Genomic DNA, 25,168 nt, shown 5'->3' on the forward strand with positions numbered 1-25,168 from the left:
TTATAATTATTCCCGGTCTTTGGACAATCTATTCTCTAAGCCTATATGCGGCTAATAGTTGGACTAAATCCGCCCGCTGATACCAATCGTTAAACACAAACTCCAACTCTTCAAACACCTGAACACCAAAATCAAACGCTTCAAAATACCGCATCACCTCCCAAAAAGCAGGGGGAGGCTTCACCGACTGCTTAAATCGGACCACCGTACTGTGTGCAGTTACTAGCTTATAGCGCTTGTCCAAAGACTGTTCCAGGTTACTGGTACCAAACGTTTCCCTCAGGTTATTTCGCAATTTTTCCAGCTCGTCGTTTTGGGGATAACCCCGAATCATCAGGCAGCTCTGCGACATAAATACGCCAATAAACCGAATGGGAATAACCCCTACTGCTCCTGTGGCACCTTTGATAAGCTGAAGGTATGCCTCCACCGTTAATCTATCCAGAGAAAACCCGGAGTAGCAGGAAACAATCGGCATGACTGTGACATGAAAGTCCGACCGATTGTAGGAATAATGACCAGGCAACACCTCCTCAATAGCCGTGGTAAAGCGGTCGAAGGACCTGGCCATGTTCTCATTCGGCCTCAAAAGAAGTGTCAAACCCCTCCGATCATCATCCGGGTCATCGATCTGTGCATCAAAACCAAAACCTACACGACCGACTGCTTCTCTTGCCTCTAAGTCCAGCAAATCGTAGTGTGCACGCAGATCCATCACTTTAGTTTTTGGCTTCAAACTTCCGGAACACCAAAAAAAGCAGCTCTGTCAGCTCCTCTGATTCAAGGTCCCATCCAAGTTGCGATACATAATCCCGGTTTAACAACTCTATAGCCTCATAAAAGCTATCTGCTGCGTCCAACTCCGAGAGGGCCTGGTTTAGCATCTCAGGGTTTCCGGAAAATAATTTTCGGGTGAACATAAATCGTTGATTTATTCCAATATCTTGATTCAGACTGCTTACCGTTCCCTTGACTAGCCCGTAAGATTCCTGTTCAAAAAGAGCCCATGCAAGCGCCGGATCTATGCGATCGGATTCTGCTGACCCAATAGCGGGACGCTCATCCTCATACGCAGTATCCATTGTACCTTTATTTTCGTTTTTGACCTCTAATGCAGGTAATGGTTTATATCCGGTTTCCGGTTCAGCCATTAAACCCATCAGCGCATCCATGTCTAGTGGCATTTCTTCCTGCAATGGTTTGAGCAGATCGACCGGATCAGCTAAATCCGACTCGTACTTTGGCAAAATATCGTCAAACGCCATCGATAGGCTTTCAGGTAGGCTAAAACGTTCGGTAGCTGCCACGAGTGCAGACCAAAGCTCTGTATGCCATTTGATGTACTTCCTGTTTTCCTTAAAATAAGTCTCTAGCTTCATACCTGCGCTGTAGGCAAGTTCAATCTCTAAAAATGCTTTAGGATCTACCGCCAATATGACCGTATCCTCCACCGCTTGCCTTAGCAACGGCTCAAAATGTGACCTAGAAACGCGTATAGCTTGTGAAAGAGTATTCATAAAAACTCGAAGCGAATCTTCTACGGCCTCGTCCTGATAGTCGAAAAACGGGTTCCTCTTCATCTTCTCTAGCTCGGACTGCCATGCCACAAACAATGATTTAATGACCATCAGATTGAGTTGGTTGCAGGGTGTCAGCCTGACAATATCCATACCGGATATAAACTCTGAAGTCGCAAAAAAACTGGAACAAATCCGCTCGGTAAATTGCCGTGAATATTCTTTTAAGTAACTTTGATCTAGTGAATGTGCCATGCCCATGGTAGTTCAATATTTTATCAGATATTACGCATGCCTTTACAGCATCATTTTAACAACGGTTCGCGTGGATAATTCAGGTAAAGTTATTGAAATAAATGACACAAAAACCAGTAAAAACTGTTTAAGGGGATAATGCCGAACCCATGTTTATAGAACCCTCACCAGGAAAGCCCAATCATCCAGAACGCAAAGGTCAAATAGAGGTCATTTGCGGTTCGATGTTTTCGGGCAAAACAGAGGAACTTATTCGTAGGCTAAACAGGGCATTGATTGCAAAGCAACGTGTGGAGATTTTCAAGCCTGTGATCGACAATCGGTATCATGCCGTAGATGTGGTTTCGCACAATGCCAATGCCATACGATCTACTCCGGTACACTTTGCCGATGACATCATGCTTCTTGCAGGCGACTGTGACGTTGTGGGCATTGATGAGGTGCAGTTTTTTGATTCTCAGATAGTCCCCGTAGCGGTAAAATTGGCCAAGGCTGGAAAACGCGTCATCTTGGCAGGCCTCGATATGGACTTTGAAGGAAAGCCCTTTGGCCCCATGCCCCAACTCATGGCGGTAGCGGAATTTGTCACAAAAGTCCACGCCATTTGCATGAAATGCGGTGGATTGGCAGCGTTCAGTTATCGGCTGACCAAAGATAAAGAAAAGGTGGTACTCGGTGAAAAACAAAATTATGAGGCAAGGTGCAGGAAATGCTTTTTTGAGGACATGTAACAGGGTGGTGATCGCCTGCCTATCGGCCTTATTGGGCCTTTCACCAGCATGGTGCCAAGAAAACATTGCCGTGGGCAGTTGGAGATCGCACGGAAATTACACCCAGATCAGCCAACTAGCTGGCGCCGCCGGTACGGTCTTTGCCCTAGCTGAAAGCAGCCTATTCTTCTTCTCAGATGCTACGCCAGTACCAACCCCACTCGGAAAAGCAGATGGCCTACACGCACAATCCTTCAGCCGAATGGCCTATGAACCCCAATCCAAAACACTCGTGGTAGCTTACGCAGACGGCACGTTGGAACTCATCGCAGAAACACGCATTCAGCGGATCAACGACCTAAAAAACAACCCTTTAATCCTTCGTAAGCAGGTAAACCAGTTATTCATCACCGGGGATACCGTTTGGATTGCCGGTGATTTTGGGGTAGCATCTCTTTCCATAAAAGAGGCTTTTATCCAACGGGCCTTCTTAAACATAGGCTCCTCACTGCCTGTCTTGGATATCGCAGTGATAGATACAGGCATATATTTACTGACAGAAAACGGCCTATACTACGGAGACCAGCGTACAAACCTAAACGATTTCAATCAATGGCAATCCGTATCCCTTCCCGGTTTGTCCGTTATTCGAGAACTACACGTTAGCGATGGCGTACTTTTTTTGGTAGGTGCAGACCGACAGCTTTATCAACTTACCGGCCAAATAGCCGAATGGGTAGTGGGCGCCTCCGATATTACAGGAGTCAAGGTTACCGAAAAAGGCCTCGTTTTTCACATGGACAACCTGTTTTACAAACTGAACCTAGCAACCGGAATACAGCCCACCGAATTCCGTACAGATGATACATTCACAGATTTTTTGCTTTTTGACAACGCATTATTTTTGGCCACCCCCGGAAAAGGCCTGTTAAAAATGCCCGAAGGAAGAACCTTATCGCCAAACGGCATCCGTACAAATCAGCCCATCTTTTACTCATCGGGACGAGAAATGATAGCCTATGAGCCATCTTCCGATGTCTTGGATGCATTTATCGAAGGACGCTGGCATGCCATCGAGACGGAGGAAATCCTGACAAGTGTGTCAAACGCAAGAGAAACGCTATACCTCGGAACGCTCAAAGGCCTATTTCAATGGTCTTCGGGTGAACTGACCCAAATTACCCATCCGCTGCTCCCTCAGAATCGCCCCATCGAAGCATTGGCTTCCAGTCGTAGGGGAAGCCTTTACGCACTAGTGAAAGGCCCTCAGTCGAACCTAACCATATTGGATCCCAGCGGGCAAACGATTACCCAGCAAATTCCCGGCATAGATGCGCCCAAAAAACTATTGATAGACCGAAGTGAAAACCTTTGGATTCTGGAACACAGTACTACGGGCAGAAACCTTCGGGTGGTAAATAAAGAAAATGGCTTGGACCGAACCCTGGGAAACACGCTGAACCAAGGCGGACTTCCCGCCAATACAGTACAGGACATCTTTTTGGATCAGGAAGACAATTTATGGGTGGCCACTACCCAAGGACTTGGGTACATTTTCAACGCTGCATCTATTGACCAAAATACAGGATTAAATGCAGTGCTTCCCATTTTCCAGAACCGTCAGGTTTTGGCCAACACATCAATCAGCCAACTCATTGTGGCTCCCGATAGAAGCATTTGGGCGGGTACTACAAACCAAGGATTGTGGCATTTTTCAGAAAATTTCACCGAGCTACTACACCATTTTACACCAGAAAACAGCCTCTTACCGTCTTCTGGAATCTATTCGATGGCACTAAACCAACTTTCGGGTGAGCTCTTTATTGGAACTGACCGCGGGGCTGTTTCCTTTCGATCGGGGGCCATGCAGGCATCCGAGCGCTTGGAATCGTTAAAAATCTATCCAAACCCTGTGCATGCCAGCTTTGGGGGTTTGTTAAGCATAGAGGGCTTGACCGACTTTGCCACCTTAAAAATCTCCCATAGCTCGGGACGGATGGTCGCATCCATGCAAGCCGCTGGGGGTAAGGTTACTTGGAACCTACGCCTCAGTGACGGAACCCGGATCAGTGCGGGGGTCTATCTCGTCTATGTAGTGGATGAGTCAGGCAAAGAACGATTAGCGGGTAAGTTTCTGATCATGTAATGCTAAAAAAAACCAAAGGCATAGTCATAGGGTATTTGAAATACCGAGATTCCTCCATCATCGTACAGGTCTTCACCCGGGAAATCGGCCTTAAGTCGTACATAGTAAACAGTGTGAGAAGTACCAAGGCTAAATCGAAAATGGCCTTGTACCAACCCTTGACCTTATTGGACTTAGTTGTGTATGACAAAGAATACCGCAATATCCACCGGATCTCAGAAGCACGCCTAGACCATACCTTCGTCCTCTTGCCATTTGATTTTCGTCGCACGGGAATCGCTCTTTTTATGGTAGAAACGTTAAACAAATGCATTACAGAACACTATCAAAACAATGCCTTATTTGACTTTCTGCATAAGCTTATCCGTGAGCTAGACAGTGAACAAGCCAACCTTGGTATTTTCCCTTTGGCCTATTTGGTGCAACTAACAAGCTATTTGGGATTCGAACCGGAAAATGCACAGCAATTTTACGAACAACTCCCCATAAATCGGGCAGGAAGCAACCATCACACTAAAAGCGAACTACTTACCATGCTGATCACCCAAGGGTTGAACGGAAACAAAACCTTTCCAAGTTCATTGAAACGGGAGATGATGGATGATCTTTTGGTGTTTTACCAGATTCATTTAGAAAACTTCGGAGAGGTCAAATCTCTGCCGGTACTTAGAAGCCTGATGTAGCGTGCTTACTCCACGATGATCCGCTTGGATATGGAAGAAAATGCATTCATCAGCTCTTTTCCGTCCTTTCTAAGCAGATGCAACCGCACCACGTGATCTCCCTTGGGAATATTATTGAGCTGTAGTACTTCTTGAGTATTCGCTTGATATTCAAACCCGTCCAACGAAACCTTCACTTCCAGCCCGTCTGCCACCATATCTCCCCAGACAACTAAAAAATCAACGATCAGGGGATCTCCAAGTTTGAGAGCAGCTCCGTCATGCGGCAGGTTGACCAGGAGGTATGGCTCATCTGCGGCGGGAAATGCACGAGAATCTCCCACCATAAAATCCCTATCCACATAATTACCAAAATCTTTCAGCATCAATCCGCTTTCGTCGGTAAGGTAGGCCGCTGCGCGATAGGTTCCCTTGCTCAGACTTTTTGAAAAAACGGCATGCGTTACCGCCTCTGGATTTGAACCGTTAATACTCATCATAATCGGTCGCTTTACACCAAAGGGGTGATTTTTGATGTTAAATTCAAATCCGACCTTTCCTTCGCTGAACTTTTCATTACCTAGAGGGCGGTACATCTCCAGCATGGCGTCCGGATCGGAGGCGTTAGGCATAGGCACTGCTACGATCGGATCCATTTGAATTGCCTCTTGTTCAACGAGTATCTCTTCGCCAGCCTGTTCTTCAGATACCCTACCGGAGCAGGAAGCCAGGCCGAACATAAGCAGTAAGAGACAAAGAAACAGTATTCGATCCATTGTATTCATCGGTATAATGGCGCAAAGGTATTTAAAATTAGGGTAAAAAAATTTACCTTGCAGGACAAATAGTAAAACCCTATGCGTGAAATTTTATATCAGGAAGTCCCCTCATTGGATTTAGCAGACTTCACTTCAGGAGACGGGGCAAAGAAGTCCGAATTTGTTAAAAACTTAGGAGATGCCTACCAAAACATTGGCTTTGTAGCCATCAAAAATCACGGTTTGAGCGACACATTACAGCATAAGCTATACCAAGTTATTCAGCGGTTTTTTGCGTTGGATGACACCAAAAAGGCAGCCTATGAACACCCGGAGATAGGCTACCAACGGGGCTATACTGGCAAAGGAAAGGAGCACGCCAAGGGACGGAACACGGGTGATCTAAAGGAATTCTATCACGTCGGACAGAACCTGAGTGCGATCCCTGAGGAGGATCCAATAAAAAAGGAGTATCCTCCCAACGTATGGCCTTTAGAAATCCCTGAATTTGAGCAGACTGCCATAGAGGTGTTTCAGGCAATAGAAGAGGCAGGAAAAACGATGCTTAGGGCAATAGCGCTCCATCTTGCGTTACCTGAAGACTATTTTGAGGAGAAAGTACGCTTTGGTAATTCCATTTTGCGGTGCATTCATTATTTCCCAATTACCAACCCCGAGGAGGTGCCGGAGGATGCCGTAAGAGCGGCCGAACACGGGGACATCAACTTAATCACGCTTCTGATGGGAGCCAGTGCGGATGGACTGGAAGTTCTACGACGAGACGGTGTGTGGATCCCCATCACCGCGCTTCCTGAACAGCTAGTAGTGAATGTGGGCGATATGCTGGAACGATTAACCAACAAAAAGCTTAAGTCCACTATACACCGGGTGGTAAATCCTCCAAAGGAAAAAATGAACACTAGCCGGTATTCTATTCCATTCTTTATGCATCCACGCTCAGAGATGGATCTTACCTGCTTACAGGGGTGTGTGGATGCACAAAACCCCAAAGCCTTTTCTGACATAACGGCCGGACAATTTCTGGAGGAAAGACTCCGAGAACTGGGATTGAAAAAATAGGCAACGTTGACCGACAATCTCTGCAAACAATCGTGATATGGAAATAAAGAGGGTCCGATATTATATCTTTTTAAAGGATGTATTGGTACTCTCTATTACGGCGTTCGGTGGCCCTCAGGTCTTTTTGGCCATGCTGATCGACACCATGGTAAAACGAAGGAGGTATATTACAGAAAAAGATCTGTTGGAACTGAATGCACTTTGTCAGGTTCTACCGGGTCCCACTTCGACGCAGACCATATCGGCGATAGGGTACCGTATTGGCGGGCCAGCCTTAGCTTACCTTTCTTTGACCGTTTGGGTACTTCCGGCAACAATCTTGATGACCGCCACGGCCTTTTTAATCGAACACCTACAGGAAAACACTCCCGGGTCGCTGAGCTTTGCCAAATTTATCCAGCCTATGGCCATAGGGTACATCATATATGCCGCCCAGGTAACCATCCGAAAAATGATACACACGGTAGAAGCTGCCATTTTGATGATGATTGCTGCGTTCGTAGCGTTCTTTTACAACTCACCATTTATATTTCCTGTCATGCTACTTATCGGAGGCCTCATCACTACCCATAACTACAAAAGGCAGCCTGTCATAGAGGAAGACTCCAAGATTCAGATTCAATGGAGCAACTTCCTTCTTTGGGGAGGCGTACTGGTGATTGCAGCGATAATGGGGCATTATACCCGGTTTTTACCGGTTCGGCTTTTCGAAAACTTCTACCGTAACGGAAGCCTGATATTCGGTGGAGGCCAAGTATTGGTCCCATACCTATTCACGGAGTTTGTGGAGTTCAAGCAATACCTCAGTTCAGAGGAATTCCTGACAGGCTATGCCATCTCCCAAACCATTCCCGGCCCCACCTTCAGCATCAGTTCGTATATTGGTGCGCTATCCATGAGGGAGTGGGGACTAATGGGATTTGTAATGGGAGGATTGATCGCTGCTGCAGGCATCTTTCTCCCCGGAACGTTTCTAATCTTTTTTGTGATACGATTTTGGGATGCCCTTAAAAAATACCGCCCGGTGCGTGCAGCGCTTGAGGGAATCAACGCCGTCAGCTGCGGCATGTTAATGGCTGCTGCCTACCTGCTTTTTGAGCCTTTAGAAAATAGCCTTTTTAATATCATTGCCATTATCGGAACATATTCCCTGCTTCAATTCAGTAAAGTACCCTCTCCACTCATTATCGTCATCGGCGTGGCCGCTGGCATCCTTTACCATTGGGCATTCCAATGATGCAAATACCTAGGCATCTTTTCGCTGTAAATAAACCCCCAAAAGGTAGCTTGCGATAATCACCATCCCGGAAATCCACGAAACCCCCGGCACCATTATCCAACCGAATAAGTAAGAAAGGTATACCAAAGCGGCGACAAGCCCCGCCACCGCCACGACAACGCGTATTTGTTTGATCTGTAACATCTTCTTGGTTCTTGAACTCCGCAAATATAACTTCAATGTAACAAATCAACCTAGCCTTGTTGGAATTCAACCTGCCATGCGAGAAGGAAAATCCAAAACCATTTTGTAATTTCAGGCCTAACAAATAAAAACCAAAAAAACATGAAAAAACAAAGTTTGATTCTTCTTGGCTTATTCTTATTATTTCTGGGCGCCGCACCCCAGCTTGCTGTAGCACAATTGGAGGTACCTGCCGCAAGTCCCGCCGCGCACGTATCCCAAAATGTGGGATTTACCAAAATAAGCATGGACTACTCTTCTCCAGCTGTCAAGGGCAGGACAATCTTTGGTGGCCTACAAAAATATGGCGAGACCTGGAGGGCGGGCGCCAACGCTCCCACGTCCATCGAATTTAGTACGGCCGTGAATATAGCAGGAAAAAATATTCCAGCTGGCAAGTACACTATCTTCATTACACCACAGGCATCAGGAGACTGGACCATCCACATCAATGGAAAGGGCAACGCAATCTATGCCTATATGGTAGACAACAAAATCAATGAAGAGGCAGTAGCCAAGGACGATATTGTATCGGTGAAAGCAACCCCTATTCGCAGCTCGGAAAATCAGGAAAGACTGATCTATACCATTTCAGCTGAAGATAATAATGTGGCCAAAATTACCTTGGCATGGGAAAAAGTGCGGCTTTCTTTCATGGTAGACACGCAAGTCATCCAAAAAATGGACGGATTCAAAGGCATCTTGGTTCCTTAATTCAGTATTAAGGCTCCCAAGATCAATCATTCTTCAAAAAAAAATCCCGACGGCTACAAACCATCGGGATTTTTTTGTTCCTATCGGAGCCAGATTCGCCCACTTTATATTCCGTTTTCAGCCGGACTTTTTAGCCTACGGAAGCCTCCCTTCATAGTTTAAGATTTCTTCTCACCCCCTTTGTTACGCTCTCCTCCCTGGTCGGTGTCCGATTTGGCGATAGAGTCCCTCATGCTGGTATCAGATTTTACATTTTCCATGCGGTAATAATCCATGATACCCAGATTACCTGACTTAAACGCCTCAGAAATGGCTTTTGGAATTTCTGCCTCAGCTTCAGTTACCTTGGCCCGCATTTCTACATTTTTTGCTCGCATTTCCTGCTCTAGGGCAACGGCCATCGCTCTACGCTCCTCGGCTCTGGCTTCGGCCACTTTCAGATCTGCCGATGCTTGGTCGATCTGTAATTTAGCCCCGATGTTGGTGCCCACATCAATATCAGCAATATCGATGGATAGAATCTCAAATGCAGTTCCAGCATCAAGTCCTCGTTCTAGCACCAGTTTGGAAATGTTGTCTGGGTTTTCCAGCACATGCTTGTGGTTCTTAGCCGAACCTATGGAAGTTACGATTCCCTCACCTACCCGGGCCAGAATAGTCTCTTCTCCGGCACCGCCAACCAACTGGGCAATATTTGCGCGGACCGTTACCCTTGCCTTTGCGATCAGTTGAATACCATCAGCTGCCACAGCCGCTACATTTGGCGTATTGATTACCTTCGGGTTTACCGAGATTTGTACCGCCTCAAAAACGTCTCTGCCAGCAAGGTCTATAGCAGTGGCCTGCTTAAAAGAAAGGCTGATGTTCGCCTTATCCGCGGAAATAAGCGCGCGTATCACGTTGGGAACATTTCCGCCTGCCAGGTAATGTGTTTCCAGATCGTTGGTGGTCAGGTTTAACCCTGCTTTGGTCGCGGTAATCAATGAATTGACCACCACACTGGGCGGGACCTTACGGATCCGCATCCCGACAAGCTCCAACAAACCTACTTTCACATTGGAAAATATGGCCGTAATCCATAGGTTTACAGGAACGAAATACAAGAATATAAACAGTACGATCAAGCCCGCAAAAACGGACAGCAGAATAAAAGTCGAATTCGATAAATCCATAGCTTATTGTTTTATGATTATTTTATTGTTTTCCATTTTGTAAATGTAGACCGGGGTATTTGTTGGCAAAAAACCACCTTCGGACTTTACTTCGTATAGTTTATCTCCAAACTCTGCCTTTCCGAACGGTTTGCAATCTGATATTGTGCGGCCAGCCTGCCCAACTCGAAGCCCTTCCAATCGACCATCAAACGTTCCGTTTGTGATCGTATCCTTGAGTGAGAAGCGATTCCACATTCCAGACTTAAATCCCGCTATCAAAAGCCCTCCATTCACCATGACTGTTCCGGCAAACACTAAATTCGCAGCAACAGGTTCAAGCTCTTTGTAAGCATAAAAAACCCCAATAGCCGTAAAGAGCAATCCCAGTAATCCGATCAAGGTAGTACCGGGAATGAATATGATTTCCGCTAAAAGCAGTGCTGCTCCAAATACAACCAAACTGACAATAATCAACGTCGTCATGATACCCGTTCAGATTTCAGGATGAAAATAGGCCTTTTATTTGGTATAAGAAAGCACCCCTTCACAAATACCCAAAGCTTTTGTATAGACTGGAAGTCCCTACCATTTGAATGGTATAAAAAAAGGCCCGGAAATCGCCCCGGGCCGCTAAATGGATATTTGAAAAATTAATATGCTTTGGCAAACAAAACCCTCCCCCTGGACGGCCTTTTTGAATAAATGCATAATCCGTCCTCCTGCTGTTGGTCCATTGGTATGCAGCGGATCGTGGCCTTGGTGAGCTCTTTGATCCTTTCCTCTGTCTCTGCTGTGCCGTCCCAATGTGCAGATACAAAGCCTCCTTTTTCATCTAATACTTGGATAAAGTCTTCCCAGGTGTTCACAAGGGTAGTTTTTTCATTTCTAAAAGCAAGTGCTCTTTGGTAGATGGACTGTTGAATCTCCTCCAGAAGAACCTCCACCTTGGCAACAATGTCCACTTCATTCAAATTTATCGATTCCTTGGAGAGCGTGTCCCTACGGGCCAACTCCAACGTATTGTTCTGTAGATCCCTAGGCCCTATACCAATGCGAAGAGGCACCCCTTTGAGTTCATATTCCGCAAATTTCCAACCAGGCTTATACGTGTCTCGATTGTCATATTTTACTGAAATGCCCTTTGCCCAAAGGCCCTGCATGATTTCGTTCGCTTTGATGGAAATCCTCGCCAATTCTTCTTCGTTTTTGAAAATGGGCACGATGACTACCTGAATTGGAGCTAATTTTGGTGGCAGAACTAACCCTTGATCATCCGAGTGCGCCATGATGAGTGCGCCCATCAACCGGGTACTCACCCCCCAAGAAGTTCCCCATACATGTTCCAATCCACCTTCTCGCGTAGCGAACTTAACATCAAATGCCTTGGCAAAATTCTGTCCCAAAAAATGGGATGTGCCGGCCTGCAACGCCTTTCCATCCTGCATCATCGCCTCGATGCAATAGGTATCCACCGCTCCTGCGAACTTCTCACTCTCGGATTTCTTTCCTTTGATTACCGGCAATGCCATGAAATTTTCAGCAAAATCCGCATACACTCCAAGCATTCGCTCAGTTTCTTGAACCGCTTCCTCTCGGGTTTCGTGAGCGGTATGACCCTCCTGCCACAAAAACTCCGCCGTGCGGAGGAAAAGCCGGGTACGCATTTCCCAGCGTACCACATTTGCCCACTGATTTACCAGTAGCGGAAGGTCTCGGTAAGACTGTATCCAGTTTTTGTACGTACTCCAAATTACCGTTTCCGAAGTCGGCCTCACGATCAGCTCCTCTTCCAGCTTGGCGTCAGGATCCACGACTACCCCTCTGCCACTTTCATCGCCTTTCAAACGATAATGGGTGACTACGGCACACTCCTTTGCAAAGCCCTCAACATGGCTGGCCTCCTTAGAAAGAAAGGATTTTGGAATAAACAATGGAAAATAGGCATTGGTATGACCCGTCATTTTAAACATCCTATCCAGCTCAGCCTGCATTTTTTCCCAAATAGAATATCCATAAGGTTTGATAACCATACAGCCCCGCACAGCGGAATTTTCAGCTAGATCAGCGCGCTTTACTAATTCATTGTACCACAGCGAATAGTCTTCGCTCCGTTTTGGCAATCCTTTGCTCATTTTTATTTTTGTTGTATTTAAAAAAACTCGTTATATTCGAAGTTAGAATTTCGGCAAAGATAATTTAAAAAATGATAACCCTCCTGCTATCCTGTCGTATATAGAAAAGAGAGTATTAAATTACATTCCTATGAACAACTTAAATCCAATCCGGTACGCAAGCGTTATAGCTCTGATCAGCTTAGCTTCCTGTAAAACAGGGGAGATGGCCATGCAGGGCGAAACGGATAACCTTTATTTTATGGCATCTGATGCAAAGATTGCCACAGAATATGCGGTTAAGAACAACACAGCGGATAATTTCAGGAGTCTGGAACAGGCTCCGAGTGCAGACCTGCAATTGGAAAACTTTTCCAGCCGCAATGTAAATCCTGAATACATAGCTAAATACCAACGATCTACACAGCCGGAAGAGGAAGGGTCTGTTTATTTTGACGACTCTCAGACCCAAAGCTTCGCCCCTCAGGCAGGCAATATTGATGCCTATGACAATTTCCGAGGAGGATCTAATAACATAACCAACAATTTCTTCGGAGGCCCAACGTTTGGAATGGGAATGGGAATGGGAATGTGGCCGATGGGCGGCATGGGTATGTGGCCGATGGGTGGTTTCTACGATCCTTTCTGGGGTCCCGGATTTGGAGGCATGGGCATGTTCGACCCCTTTTGGGGTCCTGGTTTCGGTTTCCGACCTGGATTTAACGTGGGATTTGGAATGGGATTCGGTAACCCGTGGATGCGAACCAGTCTTGCCTTCGGGAATCCGTGGATGATGCGTCCAGGATTCGGTTTCTATGACCCGTGGATGATGCGTGGCATGCTTCGCCCTGGATTCTATAATCCAATTATCGTGATACCTGGAGGGGAAGGTGCTGGACGGCAGATTGTAAGAGGTGCAAGGCCTTCTATGGGATCTTCACTGGCAAACGCCACCCCCAGAAGTAGGGCTACTGCACAGCCAGGGTCTACTCGCGCTAATGCACGGAGAGAGGCGATAGGCGCAGGACCCAATGCAAGACAAGCAACGTCAACCTCTAGTAGAAACAGCTTTAGCAGATCTCAAAATGATTATTATAGAAATCCATCTGCTTCTGCTACGCCAGCTAGAAGAAACGTAAGTTCTCCGGTAGTAACTCGACCCACTTCCTCTACTGCAACTCGAAGTAGTACGTATGGGGCGCCAAATAGTAGGGCAAATGTAAGTGCTCCTAGGACAACTGCACCAAGTAACTTCAACACCCGAAGTGTGAATTCCGGTACTAATAGGTCTGGATATACGTCCCCAACTCGATCTACATCGCCATCATACAACAGGTCTTCTGCGCCGAGCAGGAGCATGTCTTCACCTAACTACAATACTAGAAGTTCATCACCTACATATAACACCCAACGTTCTACTATGCCTAGCCGAAGTAGTTACTCTGCACCATCCAGATCCACGTATAGTGCTCCAAGTAGTAGTGGTGGTGGCGGATTCTCCAGAGGCGGCGGTAGCGTCGGAGGAGGAAGAAGAGGGAATTAATTCCCTCTTTTTTTTTCCTACTATTTTTAAAAGGAATTTATCAAATTATCGACTGTTTTTTCCGTAAGGCATGTTATTTGTCTAATTATTTCCAATTAGCAACGCTTAATGAACTCTATGAAATCAATAAAAAACTTATGGCCTCTTTTTGCGTTAGTTTCGTTACTGCCGTTCTGGGCTTCGGCCCAAAGTGGATACGTAGAAGATGCTTTGCGATTTAGCTTATATAATGCAACGGGTACAGCCAGGATAAGTGCTTTAGGAGGAACTCAGAATGCGTTAGGAGGCGACATCAGCAATATTCATGGAAATCCTGCCGGTTTGGGATTCTTTCAGCGATCAGAAGCGAACCTTTCCTTAGGATACATGGATTGGAATACCACATCTACCTATGAAGGCCAGCCAATGAATCAAAACTCCACCAACTTCATGATTCCTAACATAGGAGCGGTATTCAGTCGTGCCAAAGCACCTTTAGAGGCTGGAGATTGGCGCGGAGGATCCTTTGGATTTAGCTACAACCGACAATCTAACTTCAGAACAAATTACGGGTATTCATCCAACCGCTTGGATCAGGAATCAATTCTTGACTATTACCTGGATGTGTACAATGACACTGGAATCCCAGGAGGTGTGGGGGGACTTTTCTATGAAGCATTTCTCATCAATCCGGTTGGAGATAACCAATTCGACTTTTCTCCCAATGCAACTACGAGCGTCACTCGGTCAGACGTGATAGAGAGCGAAGGAAATCTGAACCATATTAGTTTGTCCTACGGGGCCAATTATAAGAACAAGCTCTTCTTGGGGGCAAGTTTAGGTATTCTATCGGTAACCTACCGTAGGGTGCAGACCTACAACGAAGACTTTCTGGACCCATCAAATATTAGCACCTTGTTTAGTTCGCTACAAGAAAACTTGTTTCAGGAGGGATCTGGAATTAATCTGGGCCTAGGGGTCATTTACAAGCCAGTGGATCAATTGAACATTGGATTGAATTTCAAATCACCCACATGGAGCAATATAAATGAGGAATACGGAGCGGACATTTTCGCGGATTTCAACCCCCCCTACGAAGACCCTGAGTTCGGTAGCATTGCGGAATCAGACGCCGAAACCGATTTATTCGTTAGCAACTACGGGCTTAGAACCCCTCTCCAATTAGGATCAGGCCTTACCTACTTCTTTGGCAAAAAGGGATTTCTTACTGCAGATGTGGATTACGTAGACTATAGCATGGCAAATCTTCGCTCCAACGCATTCAATACAGGGGAGGACAACCGTGAAATCCGACAACTTTACGGACAAACAATCAATTATAGATTCGGCGGGGAAGCTCGATTGGATGTGCTTAGAATACGGGCCGGCTATGCATTTTATGGAGATCCCTTTCAAAACCCACTAGGCACCGATAGAAGCATAACACAGTTTTCAGGGGGAATAGGCGTAAGAATGCCAAGCTACAGCATAGACTTGAGTGTTGTTAGCAGCCAATTTACCAGCTACCATGTCTCTTATCCGGGGTCTCCTATGGCAACCATCGATAATCAGAGGCTGATGGGAACGCTATCTATTGGTTTCAATTTTTAAGAAGCCAAGCCATTCGGACACCAACTGCTCAGCGGTCAATTCATTTCCGCTGAGCTTTATTTTTGCCATTTCATAAAATGGCCTCCTCAGCGCATGCATTTCAAGTACCTTTTGGGTAACCTGATGGGTACTGAGACCCGCAAAAAGTGGCCTTTTGCTCACTTGCCCCCCTACCAATCGGGCTACTAACTCGCTAATGGAAACATCAAGGTAAGCAGATATGGCATGTGCATTTATCAAGTCCATATTGGAATTAAAACAAGGCGCTCCACCTCCTGTAGACAACACGAATGAATCTGCGCTATTTAACAATCGGGTCAATACCTTAGTCTCTACGTCTCTAAAATAGCCTTCTCCATTTGACGCAAAAATCTCTGGAATTTTACGCCCTTCTTGAACTTCTATTTCATGGTCTAAGTCAAAAAATGCAAACTGCAATAAGCGAGCAGCCCGCTTGCCCAGCGTAGTTTTGCCACTGCCTGGCATGCCTACCAAGACCAACTTTTGATCGGCTTTCATCTGGAGAGTAACCTGTTTACCTCACCTATATTCGGCGTATTATTATGGTGGTATTTAGCCATTACAGTGCCATCGTTCAAAACCACCAATCCTGGATTCGCCCTTATTATCGTCTTGACGACCGTCGCATCTGCCAAGTAGTACCCAATATTCCAGCTCATATCCCGAATCAATTGCTGTACCTCTTCCTCAGATGAGGCGCATAGAAATTTTACATCAAGCCCACCACCCAATGCATCCTGAATTAATTTAGAAATTTCATCAAGGTTAGCTGACGACATTTTTTGCAGGTTACTGACCAAAATGAGCAACTTTTGCCCCTGTAGTATTTCTTCGGTAAAATCACCCTCCTCGTTCCAAACGGCGAAATCCGTTATCTTGGGTAATGCCTCCGGATTCTTTAAGTTCATCTCTATAAACTCATACTCATCACCAGAAGGGTATTGATCTAACGTTACGGTTTTGTCACCTAACTTCATCACATAGGCATATTCCAGCGGGGCCGAAGGCTGCATAGCCTCCGAGATGTTTACTCCTGCCTTAAATGCTCTAAAATCTATAAAAGGCAGGTTTCGAATAGCTGTAATAGACAGCGCTAGGCTGGCCAAAGAAGATGCTGTGACAGACACCATCGCCCAAGTAGCCAAGTTTGATACAAGGCTATTCCGAAATAGAAACAGAATACCTATAAAAACCAGCAGGATAATATCCTTGTAAAAGGACTCCCAAGGGGTAAGCTTTATGGCATCTCCAAAACAACCGCAATCCGTAACCTTGTTGAAGTAGGCAGAGTAGAAAGTCAAGAAAGTAAAGAAAAGGATCATCGCCAACAAAAGGTATACTGCCGTCTTTATCCTCCAGCCTACCAATACCATCACGCCTAGTACCACCTCGGCTACTACAAGAAATACAGCCAAGGGGAGTGCGACTCCCTTCAGTGCGTCAAAAAACGGCGCAATATCATAGGAAAAAACATCAAAGTATTCCTCCAGCTTAATGGCCGTACCAACGGGATCATTGACTTTTATCAATCCGGAAAAAATAAAAAGCCCACCTACAATCGCTCGAATAGCCCCTAATATTAGCTGCTTACCCATTTTGCTCCTTTAATTTGATCATACAAAACACGGAATAATTGAGGATATCTTGAAAATTCGCCTGTATGCCCTCAGACACCAAGGTTTTCCCTTGGTTATCCTCTATCTGCTTGATTCTATACAGCTTCATCAGGATAATATCTGTGATAGAAGAAATCCTCATCATCCGCCAAGCCTCACCATAGTCGTGATTTTTGTTTTCCAACAACTTCCTAGTTTCCTCTACCCAATAGTCATACTTTGGTTCCAAGTCCACATAGGATATATCCAAAGGAGCCGTTTCACTAATTTCAGACTGAATCAGCGCAATCAAGCAGTAATTAATAATGCCGATAAACTCATCTCGCACGGGTTCATTAACCATTTGTATCCCTTTTTCCTGAATAGAGCGAATCCTTTGAGCTTTGATAAACACCTGATCTGTAATGGAAGGAAGCCTCAAGATCCTCCAAGCTGTCCCATAATCAAGGGTCTTCTTCTTAAAAAGTTCTTTACAAAGTTCAATTACTTCTTTATATTCGCTCAGGGTTTGTGTATTCAAAGCGTTTGCGAGTTAATGGTAAGAAATCATCCAAATAAAATTAAGAACGAAGATACTCTATTTCCCCTGAAAAAAACACTCCAAGTCAAAGGAAAGCTCTACCGTTTGGATGAACCTTGGGTGATGGGAATCATCAATACCACACCCGATTCATTCTACGGACCAAGCAGGGTATCCGTAGACCAAGGGCAGGTTATTGAGCGGGCTATTCAAATGGTCGCAGAGGGAGCGAGCATTTTGGATATAGGAGGATACAGTAGCCGACCTCATGCTGCGCATATTTCCGAACAAGAAGAACTAAATCGGGTGATTTCCGTTATTGATACTATCCGAAAGGCGCTACCAGAAATTTTGATTTCCATTGACACTTTTAGGCATAAAGTAGCAAGGGAGGCGGTTTTAGCAGGCGCAGACATGGTTAATGACATCTCTGGCGGTGAGCTAGACAAAAAGATGATACCTGAGATTGGAAAAATGGGTGTGCCGTACATCTGTATGCATATGAAGGGTACCCCAGACACCATGCAGCAACTTACCGACTACGAAAACTTGGAGAATGATATCATGTTTTATTTTTCCAATAAGTTGGCGCAATGTAAAAATGCTGGCATAAAAGATGTTATATTAGACCTAGGGTTTGGTTTTGCCAAAACCATTGATCAAAATTACCATTTAGTGCATTCTCTGGATTATTTCAGCACGCTGCCAGTGTTGATTTTGGGGGGAGTTTCCAGAAAATCGATGGTATACAAACTTTTGAATTGTACTCCAGCAGAAGCGTTAAATGGTACTACCGCATTACACATGGCATTGCTAATAGGCGGTGTACATATACTACGGGTACACGATGTAAAACAGGCAACAGAAACAATCACTATATATAAACAGCTTTACACTTGATCCTGCTATTTAAAATCGGCTTTTTAGATGTTTCCATCGTAAACCTTGTAGACATTGCCCTGGTCAGTGTTCTCATATACCAAGTATACAAGTTGATGAGGGGATCCGTAGCCATTAAGATTTTTTTAGGCTTCCTCTCCATTTACCTGATGTATTTGGTGGTGAGTGCCGCGAAGATGGAACTTTTGACCATTATCCTTGGACAATTTATGGGCGTAGGGGTATTGGCGGCCATCATCTTATTCCAACAGGAAATACGTAAATTTCTATTGATCGTAGGGAAATCATCCATTTTTTCCAACGAAAACGTCTTACAGGAGCTTTTCTTCTGGAAAAAGAGGGAAAGCAGCGCATTTAATGTAACACCGATAATCGAAGCCTGCAAGTCACTCTCGGGTAGCAGCACTGGTGCGCTTATCGTGCTCTCAAGTAATTCGGAGCTTAAATTCTATGCCGAAAGCGGAGATTTGATTGATGGAATCGTATCCAAAAGGCTGTTAATATCCATTTTCAACAAGTTCAGCCCCCTGCACGATGGCGGTGTGATTATCCACAACGGACGTGTGAAGGCCGCCCGTTGTATCCTGCCGGTGACCGAACGGGATGTACCAGCGCAGTTTGGACTTCGTCACCGCGCGGCTATCGGCATGTCCGAAGCCACCGACACCTTAGTCTTGGTCGTGTCGGAGGAAACAGGCCAGGTCTCCCTTGCCAAGAGCGGAAAAATACTACATAACCTCTCCTTTCAGGAAGTAAGAGAGATGATCAATGCGTATTTAACTGGGGAAAATATTGAGGAAAAATTTATTGAGGTCAGTATTTTTGAAAGGGCGAGCCCCAAGAGGAAAATCACCGAATTATAGGAAACTTGCCTCTGGGGACTACGAAATAACACCGAGCTCTTTACCCACCTCTGTAAAAGCCCTAATTGCCTTGTCTAAATGCTCTTTATCATGGGCCGCGGAAAGCTGTACCCGAATGCGAGCCTGTCCTTTCGGTACTACCGGATAATAAAATCCGATGACATAAATACCTCTTTCCAACAAGCGCTGTGCCATTTGCTGAGAAAGAGCAGCATCATACAGCATAATCGGGACAATTGGATGGAAACCGGGTTTGATATCAAAACCCGCCTCCGTCATTTTCTCCCGAAAGTACTGCGTATTCCTTTCCAGTTTATCCCGTAATTCGGTGGATGAGGCCAACAGGTCGAACACGGCAATAGAAGCTCCTACTATGGCAGGAGCCAGCGTATTTGAAAAAAGATATGGCCGGGAACGCTGTCTTAAAACCTCAATGATCTCCTTTCTGCCAGAAGTAAAGCCTCCTGACGCTCCGCCCAGTGCCTTTCCGAGTGTACCCGTAATGATATCCATCCTACCCATCACTCCCTTCAGTTCATGAACCCCTCTGCCGGTTTTTCCGACAAACCCACTGGAATGACACTCATCCGACATCACCAATGCTCCATATTTCTCACCCAATTCTACGATCCGGTCTAATTGCGCAATGGTGCCATCCATGGAGAAAACACCATCTGTCACAATCACTTTTTGCTTCGCCCCCTTGGCCTCTGCCTGCTGAAGCTGTCGCTCCAAATCATCCATGTTATTGTGCTCGTATCGAACCCTCATGGCCTTACACAGCCGTACACCATCAATGATAGAGGCATGGTTCAAGGCATCTGAGATTATCGCGTCTTCAGGCCCTAATAGCGGCTCAAATACCCCACCATTGGCATCAAATGCAGCTGCATACAAAATCGTATCCTCGGTACCCAAAAATTCAGCTATCTTCCGCTCCAACTCCTTGTGGATATCCTGTGTTCCACAGATAAAACGTACAGACGAAAGTCCAAACCCATGCGAATCAATGGCTCGCTTAGCGGCTTCAATTACTTTTGGATGACTGGAAAGCCCCAAGTAATTGTTTGCACAAAAATTAAGGACTTTCTTCCCTCCTTCTACTGTAATCTCTGCTCCCTGCGGAGACTCTATTACCCGTTCACGCTTATATAATCCTGCCGCTTGAATATTCTCCAACTCTTGAATCAAGTAAGGCTTTATGCTATCATACATGGCAATTTTTCGTTTGATTGAAGGTAACTAATGTTTATGAACCAATACTTTTAGTACATTTGTCAAGCACAAAAACCAAAGATACTAATTAAAGCTACACCAAACCGATTACCAAACCATATAAAAGAATGTTTTTATGACCAAAATCCTTATTACTGGTGCGGGAGGACAACTAGGCTCGGAATTGACGGATGCTTTGGTAAGCAAGTATGGATCTGATGCAGTTATTGCCTCAGATATCAACGAACAGGCAAGATCACTTTTTCCTGGGGCGATCTTTGAAACACTGGACGTAACTGACCATTTAGCGATGAAGGCGCTGCTGGAAAAACATCAGATCTCCCAAATTTATCACTTGGCGGCCATTTTATCTGCGACAGCTGAAAAAAAACCACTACTGGCCTGGCAGATCAATATGGACAGCTTGCTATCTATTCTGGAACTAGCCAGAGAAAAAAAACTCGAGAAGGTTTATTGGCCTTCTTCCATTGCCGTTTTCGGACCAAATTCACCAAGAACACATACACCACAGAACTGCATCCAAGAACCCCAAACGGCCTATGGAATCTCCAAGCAAGCTGGAGAGCGTTGGTGCAACTATTACTTCCAAAAGTACGGGGTCGATGTGCGAAGCCTTAGGTACCCCGGATTGATTGGTTACAAATCACTGCCTGGTGGGGGTACTACGGACTACGCCGTGGATATTTATCACCATGCTGTCAGGAAAACACCGTTCACCTGCTTTCTGAAAGAAGACACGGCACTCCCTATGATGTATATGCCGGATGCCATAAGGGCCACCATGGAACTCATGGACGCCCCTAAAGAACGGATAAAAATCAGATCTAGTTACAATATTTCCTCACTGAGTTTTACGCCAAAAGAAATATTTCGTAGTATATTGATGCATAATCCGAAGTTTGAGATCACCTACTGCCCTGATTTTCGACAGGAAATAGCCGATGGTTGGCCCCAAAGCATCGATGACTCCGATGCAGTAGCTGATTGGGGGTGGAAACCCGCATACGATCTGCCACGAATGACCCAGGATATGTTAGCAAATCTAACTTTAAAGTAGTGATATGAATGCCATAAGATATGCCTTGCTACCTATCATAATATTGCTTTCTTGCGATAGTCCCACCGAAGAAACAGTGTACGAAGAGGATAATTCACCAAATACCGAAGAACAGGTGATCCTACACAAAGAAACTTCCTATTGGTTGGGATACGAGGGCATAATCCCCTGTGCAGACTGTCAAGGGATACGAATGGAACTCAAATTGGAAAATAGCCCAGATAAAACCGAACAGTCTTATGAACTAACCGAAACCTATTTGGAAACAAAAGAAGGCGACCGGGTTTTTCATTAGTCCGGGTTAATAGAAATCAGCTACGGCATAGACGGTGAACCCAATGTGTTCTTGATTAATCTGCTAGACGAAAACCTGCAACCAAGGTATCGATTTATCCAAGACGCCGAAGGAAAGCTTCATCTATTGAATTCCAACGGCAAAAGAATGGCGTCAGACCTAAACTATACCCTCGAAAAAAAATAAACCCAAATGCAACGAAGAACCTTTATCAAACATACCGGAGTCTTAACATCCATGATGGGACTCGCTCCGTCATTCTCTTTTGGAGCCAAAGCCGATCGGAAATTCAAAGTCAGTCTCAACCCTGGAGCTATTGGGGTACAATGTACCCAAAAAGAATTGATAGACTATGCAAATAGACACCGGTTTGAAGCCATATCTCCTTTGTCAGATCAACTAACGGCCATGTCTTCCAATGAACTCGATGAGATTCTTGCGCAAATGCACGCAAGCAAGCTGACATGGGATGCTGTCAGCTTACCTATAGACTTCAGAAAAGATCAACAAACTTTCCGTGAAGGGCTATCTAGCTTACCAAAGGTCGCCAAAACCTGCCAATCTGCCGGTGTGACTCGCATGAACACCTGGATAATGCCTTCCCACAACGAACTGACCTACAATCAAAACTTTAATCAACACCGTGACAGACTTAGACAAATTGCAGAAATAGCCCAAGATCACGGTATACGTTTTGGATTGGAATATGTAGGTACCAAACGCTTGAAAACCATCCACAGATACCCGTTTGCTGGAACCATGAAGGAAATGTTGGAGCTCATCGCTGCCATCAACGTTGCCGGTGTGGGACTGCAGCTAGACGCCTATCACTGGTACACATCTACAGAAACCGTAGCCGATTTATTGGCACTAAAAAACGAACAAATAGTTACTTGCGACTTAAACGACGCAAGCTCGGGAAGGACCATTGAAGAGCAGGTGGACGGTGAACGCGAATTGCCGGGCGATAGCGGTCTAATAGACCTGAAGGGATTTATGCAAGCACTTGTTAAAATCGGCTACGACGGGGCTGTGAGGGCAGAACCTTTCAACGCAAAACTAAATGCCATGGAAAATGAGGAGGCCATAGCCAAAACCTCTAGCGCTATGTGGCGAACGGTAGGCCTTATTGACGCAGTTTAAAAAAAACAGGACCGGAAAAAAACCGGTCCATTTTAGCCTATTTTTTGGCCAAAATAGCTTCTTCATCAAACCCTATCAGGAGATCACCATCTTCAAACTCGATAATGGGCCGCTTGATCATGCTGCTTTTTTCGCTTAGCAATACAAGAGCTGTTTCTGGTTGCTGGGTCTTTGCCTTATCCTCTTCCGACAATTTTTTATAGGTAGTCCCCCTTCGGTTTACAAGATCATCGAGAGAAATTTTCGATAAAAAACCACTAAGCAAGTCCAAGCTTGGAGCCTGTTTTTTATAGTCGATAAATTGATAGCTCATTCCGTTTGTTTCAAAAAACTCAAAGGTCTTTTTCATGATATTACAGTTTTTGATACCAAATATCTTTGTACTCATAACAATCCTTTAATTTTTCTTAAAAGACAAACTTCGCCTTTCTTTAACATTTTGACCAACTACAGCTTACCAAAAGTAACTAAAAACAAATCTAGTAATCAGTTACCAAATTCAAAAATAGGAAATCTTTTGATCAATCTCCAGTCGCAACGCCGCTTTCCATCTCAACTAGCCACTTCCAAGACTGTAAAAAATAAAGAAGTAACTGATCTATCCAATTGCAAATTGGATGGGATAATTGGCAACTAGGCCAATAGGCTGTACTTGGTGTAGCATTTTCCCTAAAGCCATATATCATTGCAGCCTATTTGGCCACATATATGAGCGATCGATTATTCAATCGCCCTGATTGAAACCCATGATTGTCTACTTGCTAGCACCTTGTTCGGTAAATCGCAGGGAATACTAGCTGTAGCTACAAAAGACACACAGCGCCGCTTCTTTGGTGACACCGAAGCCCGGGATTTAGTAAGCCCTACACCCTTAGTCTGATATAATACGCACCCCCTTAAGCAACCTTTTGAACACAACGAAAACGTATCCGCAATGCTAAATACCTGTCCTTTTACAAAGCCCCCGAACGCTAATAAGGCCGTCGACGCTCCACCGTAAAAGGGGACTGAATCTGCTTTAAACACGTCCACCTATATCGCCGAAGGCATATATCACTCGCCAACCCTGACCATCCCCAGATACCCCCTAAAATCGGGTAGGAGAAACGGGATTAATTCCCGTTTCGACCTCCCACACCACCCTACGTACCGTTCGGTATAGGGCGGTTCCTTGCTTTTACACCTCGAAAGGCGAATTTGGCGTTGTTTTCAGTTATCCTTCTATGGAATCACTCTTATCTATCCCTCGGATTCCGTCCAATTTTTTGATAAGGAGCCTCGTTGCCGAGCATCTGATCCTCTTTTTCCGGTAACATTCATTTACTGCCTGACTGCAAGGTTCGGGCCTTCCCAAACCAACCCGTGGTCCGGTACTTTGCCCTCTGCTGATTTCTCATGGCTAGCTTTACACCGTATGCCCGAAAAAAATATCCGACACACGTCCATGAGACCTCCCCAGGTAAGAACGATAGCTTTCTCCTCATATACCCGCTACATTTACCAGGGTGTCTCCGAGCAGTATAGGACTTTGGTTTGGTGTGCAACCTCGTCCGGACAACTATGGCCTTATATGTAGTTTCTGTTCGTCAGGCCGAGAATTTGCCGCCGGCTTCCTTCAGATTCCACCTCACGATGGACACCCTTGCCTTAAGCTAACACTTCCAACTGCCAAGGCGTGTTCGGGACTTGCACCCTATAGCTAACGCCCATGCTGGGCGCACACAAAAAAAAACCAGGAGTTTTCCTGAGGGAATACTCCTGCAACACCCTTTTGAACTCGGCGAAACCCTGCCCGCCAGGTATCCGTCCCCCTAC

25 protein-coding genes are annotated in these 25,168 nt (G+C 45.4%); 13 read left to right on the forward strand and 12 right to left on the reverse strand.

The window, feature by feature from the left end:
* Positions 1-28: 28 nt before the first annotated feature.
* Both IAQ59_RS20065 and IAQ59_RS20070 read right to left on the reverse strand, forming a co-directional pair.
* On the reverse strand, positions 29-715 hold the full coding sequence (locus IAQ59_RS20065) for an AKAP7-like phosphoesterase domain-containing protein (RefSeq protein WP_209332642.1): 687 nt from the start codon (positions 713-715) through the stop codon (positions 29-31).
* 4 nt (positions 716-719) lie between these two features.
* A complete protein-coding gene (locus tag IAQ59_RS20070) occupies positions 720-1,772 on the reverse strand; it encodes a hypothetical protein (RefSeq protein WP_209332643.1) in 1,053 nt (350 codons plus the stop codon).
* 149 nt (positions 1,773-1,921) lie between these two features.
* Between IAQ59_RS20070 and IAQ59_RS20075 the strand changes: the two genes are divergently transcribed.
* Genes IAQ59_RS20075 through recO form a run of 3 tightly spaced genes read left to right on the forward strand, consistent with a single transcriptional unit; the run spans position 1,922 to position 5,311 of the window.
* Complete coding sequence (locus IAQ59_RS20075) at positions 1,922-2,503, forward strand: thymidine kinase (RefSeq protein WP_209332644.1); 582 nt, start codon at positions 1,922-1,924, stop codon at positions 2,501-2,503.
* Positions 2,463-4,628 (forward strand): type IX secretion system anionic LPS delivery protein PorZ, encoded by a 2,166-nt coding sequence (porZ, locus tag IAQ59_RS20080; protein ID WP_209332645.1) that lies wholly within the window; start codon positions 2,463-2,465, stop codon positions 4,626-4,628. Before IAQ59_RS20075 ends, porZ begins: the two co-directional genes overlap by 41 nt.
* The gene (recO, locus tag IAQ59_RS20085) at positions 4,628-5,311 is read left to right on the forward strand and encodes a DNA repair protein RecO (RefSeq protein ID WP_209332646.1); all 684 of its coding nucleotides are present in this window, start codon (positions 4,628-4,630) and stop codon (positions 5,309-5,311) included. The genes porZ and recO overlap by 1 nt, the downstream gene beginning before the upstream one ends.
* A gap of 5 nt (positions 5,312-5,316) precedes the next feature.
* On the opposite strand, the gene IAQ59_RS20090 is transcribed toward recO, so the two are convergent.
* A complete protein-coding gene (locus IAQ59_RS20090) occupies positions 5,317-6,066 on the reverse strand; it encodes a hypothetical protein (RefSeq protein ID WP_209332647.1) in 750 nt (249 codons plus the stop codon).
* Positions 6,067-6,147: 81 nt separating this feature from the next.
* Here IAQ59_RS20090 and IAQ59_RS20095 point away from each other — a divergent pair, with 81 nt between their 5' ends.
* A complete protein-coding gene (locus tag IAQ59_RS20095) occupies positions 6,148-7,128 on the forward strand; it encodes an isopenicillin N synthase family dioxygenase (RefSeq protein ID WP_209332648.1) in 981 nt (326 codons plus the stop codon).
* 37 nt (positions 7,129-7,165) lie between these two features.
* The gene (gene chrA, locus IAQ59_RS20100; RefSeq protein WP_209332649.1) at positions 7,166-8,365 is read left to right on the forward strand and encodes a chromate efflux transporter; all 1,200 of its coding nucleotides are present in this window, start codon (positions 7,166-7,168) and stop codon (positions 8,363-8,365) included.
* Positions 8,366-8,374: 9 nt separating this feature from the next.
* On the opposite strand, the gene IAQ59_RS20105 is transcribed toward chrA, so the two are convergent.
* Entirely contained in the window at positions 8,375-8,551 is a 177-nt protein-coding gene (locus IAQ59_RS20105; RefSeq protein WP_209332650.1) for a hypothetical protein, read from the reverse strand.
* 141 nt (positions 8,552-8,692) lie between these two features.
* On the opposite strand from IAQ59_RS20105, the gene IAQ59_RS20110 reads away from it, so the two are divergent.
* On the forward strand, positions 8,693-9,304 hold the full coding sequence (locus IAQ59_RS20110) for a DUF2911 domain-containing protein (protein WP_209332651.1): 612 nt from the start codon (positions 8,693-8,695) through the stop codon (positions 9,302-9,304).
* 158 nt (positions 9,305-9,462) lie between these two features.
* On the opposite strand, the gene floA is transcribed toward IAQ59_RS20110, so the two are convergent.
* From floA to proS, 3 genes are all read right to left on the reverse strand, one after another.
* Positions 9,463-10,476: a flotillin-like protein FloA gene (floA, locus tag IAQ59_RS20115; RefSeq protein WP_209332652.1), complete on the reverse strand. Its 1,014-nt coding sequence runs from the start codon at positions 10,474-10,476 to the stop codon at positions 9,463-9,465.
* Positions 10,477-10,479: 3 nt separating this feature from the next.
* Positions 10,480-10,941: an NfeD family protein gene (locus IAQ59_RS20120; protein WP_209332653.1), complete on the reverse strand. Its 462-nt coding sequence runs from the start codon at positions 10,939-10,941 to the stop codon at positions 10,480-10,482.
* A 167-nt stretch (positions 10,942-11,108) separates the two neighbouring features.
* Positions 11,109-12,590 (reverse strand): proline--tRNA ligase, encoded by a 1,482-nt coding sequence (gene proS, locus IAQ59_RS20125; RefSeq protein ID WP_209332654.1) that lies wholly within the window; start codon positions 12,588-12,590, stop codon positions 11,109-11,111.
* Positions 12,591-12,720: 130 nt separating this feature from the next.
* On the opposite strand from proS, the gene IAQ59_RS20130 reads away from it, so the two are divergent.
* Together IAQ59_RS20130 and IAQ59_RS20135 are read left to right on the forward strand one after the other, a co-directional pair.
* The gene (locus tag IAQ59_RS20130) at positions 12,721-14,112 is read left to right on the forward strand and encodes a hypothetical protein (RefSeq protein WP_245189735.1); all 1,392 of its coding nucleotides are present in this window, start codon (positions 12,721-12,723) and stop codon (positions 14,110-14,112) included.
* A gap of 117 nt (positions 14,113-14,229) precedes the next feature.
* Positions 14,230-15,702 (forward strand): OmpP1/FadL family transporter, encoded by a 1,473-nt coding sequence (locus IAQ59_RS20135; protein WP_209332655.1) that lies wholly within the window; start codon positions 14,230-14,232, stop codon positions 15,700-15,702.
* On the opposite strand, the gene IAQ59_RS20140 is transcribed toward IAQ59_RS20135, so the two are convergent.
* The 3 genes from IAQ59_RS20140 to IAQ59_RS20150 are packed head-to-tail and all read right to left on the reverse strand — an operon-like array spanning position 15,679 to position 17,859.
* Positions 15,679-16,221, reverse strand: coding sequence for a shikimate kinase (locus IAQ59_RS20140; RefSeq protein WP_209332656.1), 543 nt, complete (start codon positions 16,219-16,221; stop codon positions 15,679-15,681). The two genes, IAQ59_RS20135 and IAQ59_RS20140, sit on opposite strands and share 24 nt — an antisense overlap.
* The gene (locus IAQ59_RS20145) at positions 16,218-17,318 is read right to left on the reverse strand and encodes a BT_3928 family protein (RefSeq protein WP_209332657.1); all 1,101 of its coding nucleotides are present in this window, start codon (positions 17,316-17,318) and stop codon (positions 16,218-16,220) included. The genes IAQ59_RS20140 and IAQ59_RS20145 overlap by 4 nt, the downstream gene beginning before the upstream one ends.
* Complete coding sequence (locus tag IAQ59_RS20150; protein ID WP_209332658.1) at positions 17,311-17,859, reverse strand: DUF1599 domain-containing protein; 549 nt, start codon at positions 17,857-17,859, stop codon at positions 17,311-17,313. Before IAQ59_RS20150 ends, IAQ59_RS20145 begins: the two co-directional genes overlap by 8 nt.
* A 15-nt stretch (positions 17,860-17,874) precedes the next feature.
* On the opposite strand from IAQ59_RS20150, the gene folP reads away from it, so the two are divergent.
* Positions 17,875-18,759: a dihydropteroate synthase gene (folP, locus tag IAQ59_RS20155; protein WP_209332659.1), complete on the forward strand. Its 885-nt coding sequence runs from the start codon at positions 17,875-17,877 to the stop codon at positions 18,757-18,759.
* Positions 18,756-19,622, forward strand: coding sequence for a diadenylate cyclase CdaA (gene cdaA / locus IAQ59_RS20160; protein WP_209332660.1), 867 nt, complete (start codon positions 18,756-18,758; stop codon positions 19,620-19,622). Before folP ends, cdaA begins: the two co-directional genes overlap by 4 nt.
* Positions 19,623-19,640: 18 nt before the next feature.
* On the opposite strand, the gene kbl is transcribed toward cdaA, so the two are convergent.
* Positions 19,641-20,837 (reverse strand): glycine C-acetyltransferase, encoded by a 1,197-nt coding sequence (kbl, locus tag IAQ59_RS20165; protein WP_209332661.1) that lies wholly within the window; start codon positions 20,835-20,837, stop codon positions 19,641-19,643.
* A 136-nt stretch (positions 20,838-20,973) separates the two neighbouring features.
* On the opposite strand from kbl, the gene IAQ59_RS20170 reads away from it, so the two are divergent.
* The 3 genes from IAQ59_RS20170 (at position 20,974) to IAQ59_RS20180 (ending at position 23,353) form a co-directional block, all read left to right on the forward strand.
* Positions 20,974-21,915, forward strand: a complete 942-nt coding sequence (locus tag IAQ59_RS20170; protein ID WP_209332662.1) for an NAD-dependent epimerase/dehydratase family protein — start codon at positions 20,974-20,976, stop codon at positions 21,913-21,915.
* Between the two features lie 4 nt (positions 21,916-21,919).
* Positions 21,920-22,210, forward strand: a complete 291-nt coding sequence (locus IAQ59_RS20175) for a copper resistance protein NlpE N-terminal domain-containing protein (RefSeq protein WP_209332663.1) — start codon at positions 21,920-21,922, stop codon at positions 22,208-22,210.
* Positions 22,211-22,402: 192 nt separating this feature from the next.
* Positions 22,403-23,353 (forward strand): sugar phosphate isomerase/epimerase family protein, encoded by a 951-nt coding sequence (locus IAQ59_RS20180; protein WP_245189736.1) that lies wholly within the window; start codon positions 22,403-22,405, stop codon positions 23,351-23,353.
* A 37-nt stretch (positions 23,354-23,390) separates the two neighbouring features.
* Here IAQ59_RS20180 and IAQ59_RS20185 read toward each other — a convergent pair whose 3' ends face one another.
* Positions 23,391-23,741 (reverse strand): Spx/MgsR family RNA polymerase-binding regulatory protein, encoded by a 351-nt coding sequence (locus IAQ59_RS20185; protein WP_209332664.1) that lies wholly within the window; start codon positions 23,739-23,741, stop codon positions 23,391-23,393.
* Positions 23,742-25,168: the final 1,427 nt, after the last annotated feature.

Origin of the sequence: Lunatimonas salinarum (genome assembly GCF_017811155.1) — a bacterium.
Taxonomy (GTDB): Bacteria; Bacteroidota; Bacteroidia; order Cytophagales; family Cyclobacteriaceae; genus Lunatimonas; species Lunatimonas salinarum.

Coding starts and splice junctions, on each gene's coding strand:
- IAQ59_RS20180 (WP_245189736.1), top strand. CDS start 22,403: ATGCAACGAAGAACCTTTATCAAACATACCGGAGTCTTAACATCCATG.
- IAQ59_RS20140 (WP_209332656.1), bottom strand. CDS start 16,221: ATGAAAGCCGATCAAAAGTTGGTCTTGGTAGGCATGCCAGGCAGTGGC.
- IAQ59_RS20095 (WP_209332648.1), top strand. CDS start 6,148: ATGCGTGAAATTTTATATCAGGAAGTCCCCTCATTGGATTTAGCAGAC.
- IAQ59_RS20090 (WP_209332647.1), bottom strand. CDS start 6,066: ATGGATCGAATACTGTTTCTTTGTCTCTTACTGCTTATGTTCGGCCTG.
- floA (WP_209332652.1), bottom strand. CDS start 10,476: ATGGATTTATCGAATTCGACTTTTATTCTGCTGTCCGTTTTTGCGGGC.
- IAQ59_RS20065 (WP_209332642.1), bottom strand. CDS start 715: ATGGATCTGCGTGCACACTACGATTTGCTGGACTTAGAGGCAAGAGAA.
- IAQ59_RS20070 (WP_209332643.1), bottom strand. CDS start 1,772: ATGGCACATTCACTAGATCAAAGTTACTTAAAAGAATATTCACGGCAA.
- IAQ59_RS20170 (WP_209332662.1), top strand. CDS start 20,974: ATGACCAAAATCCTTATTACTGGTGCGGGAGGACAACTAGGCTCGGAA.
- recO (WP_209332646.1), top strand. CDS start 4,628: ATGCTAAAAAAAACCAAAGGCATAGTCATAGGGTATTTGAAATACCGA.
- IAQ59_RS20075 (WP_209332644.1), top strand. CDS start 1,922: ATGTTTATAGAACCCTCACCAGGAAAGCCCAATCATCCAGAACGCAAA.
- porZ (WP_209332645.1), top strand. CDS start 2,463: ATGAGGCAAGGTGCAGGAAATGCTTTTTTGAGGACATGTAACAGGGTG.
- IAQ59_RS20110 (WP_209332651.1), top strand. CDS start 8,693: ATGAAAAAACAAAGTTTGATTCTTCTTGGCTTATTCTTATTATTTCTG.
- IAQ59_RS20185 (WP_209332664.1), bottom strand. CDS start 23,741: ATGAGTACAAAGATATTTGGTATCAAAAACTGTAATATCATGAAAAAG.
- IAQ59_RS20105 (WP_209332650.1), bottom strand. CDS start 8,551: ATGTTACAGATCAAACAAATACGCGTTGTCGTGGCGGTGGCGGGGCTT.
- IAQ59_RS20175 (WP_209332663.1), top strand. CDS start 21,920: ATGAATGCCATAAGATATGCCTTGCTACCTATCATAATATTGCTTTCT.
- folP (WP_209332659.1), top strand. CDS start 17,875: ATGGTAAGAAATCATCCAAATAAAATTAAGAACGAAGATACTCTATTT.
- proS (WP_209332654.1), bottom strand. CDS start 12,590: ATGAGCAAAGGATTGCCAAAACGGAGCGAAGACTATTCGCTGTGGTAC.
- IAQ59_RS20120 (WP_209332653.1), bottom strand. CDS start 10,941: ATGACGACGTTGATTATTGTCAGTTTGGTTGTATTTGGAGCAGCACTG.
- kbl (WP_209332661.1), bottom strand. CDS start 20,837: ATGTATGATAGCATAAAGCCTTACTTGATTCAAGAGTTGGAGAATATT.
- IAQ59_RS20145 (WP_209332657.1), bottom strand. CDS start 17,318: ATGGGTAAGCAGCTAATATTAGGGGCTATTCGAGCGATTGTAGGTGGG.
- chrA (WP_209332649.1), top strand. CDS start 7,166: ATGGAAATAAAGAGGGTCCGATATTATATCTTTTTAAAGGATGTATTG.
- IAQ59_RS20135 (WP_209332655.1), top strand. CDS start 14,230: ATGAAATCAATAAAAAACTTATGGCCTCTTTTTGCGTTAGTTTCGTTA.
- IAQ59_RS20130 (WP_245189735.1), top strand. CDS start 12,721: ATGAACAACTTAAATCCAATCCGGTACGCAAGCGTTATAGCTCTGATC.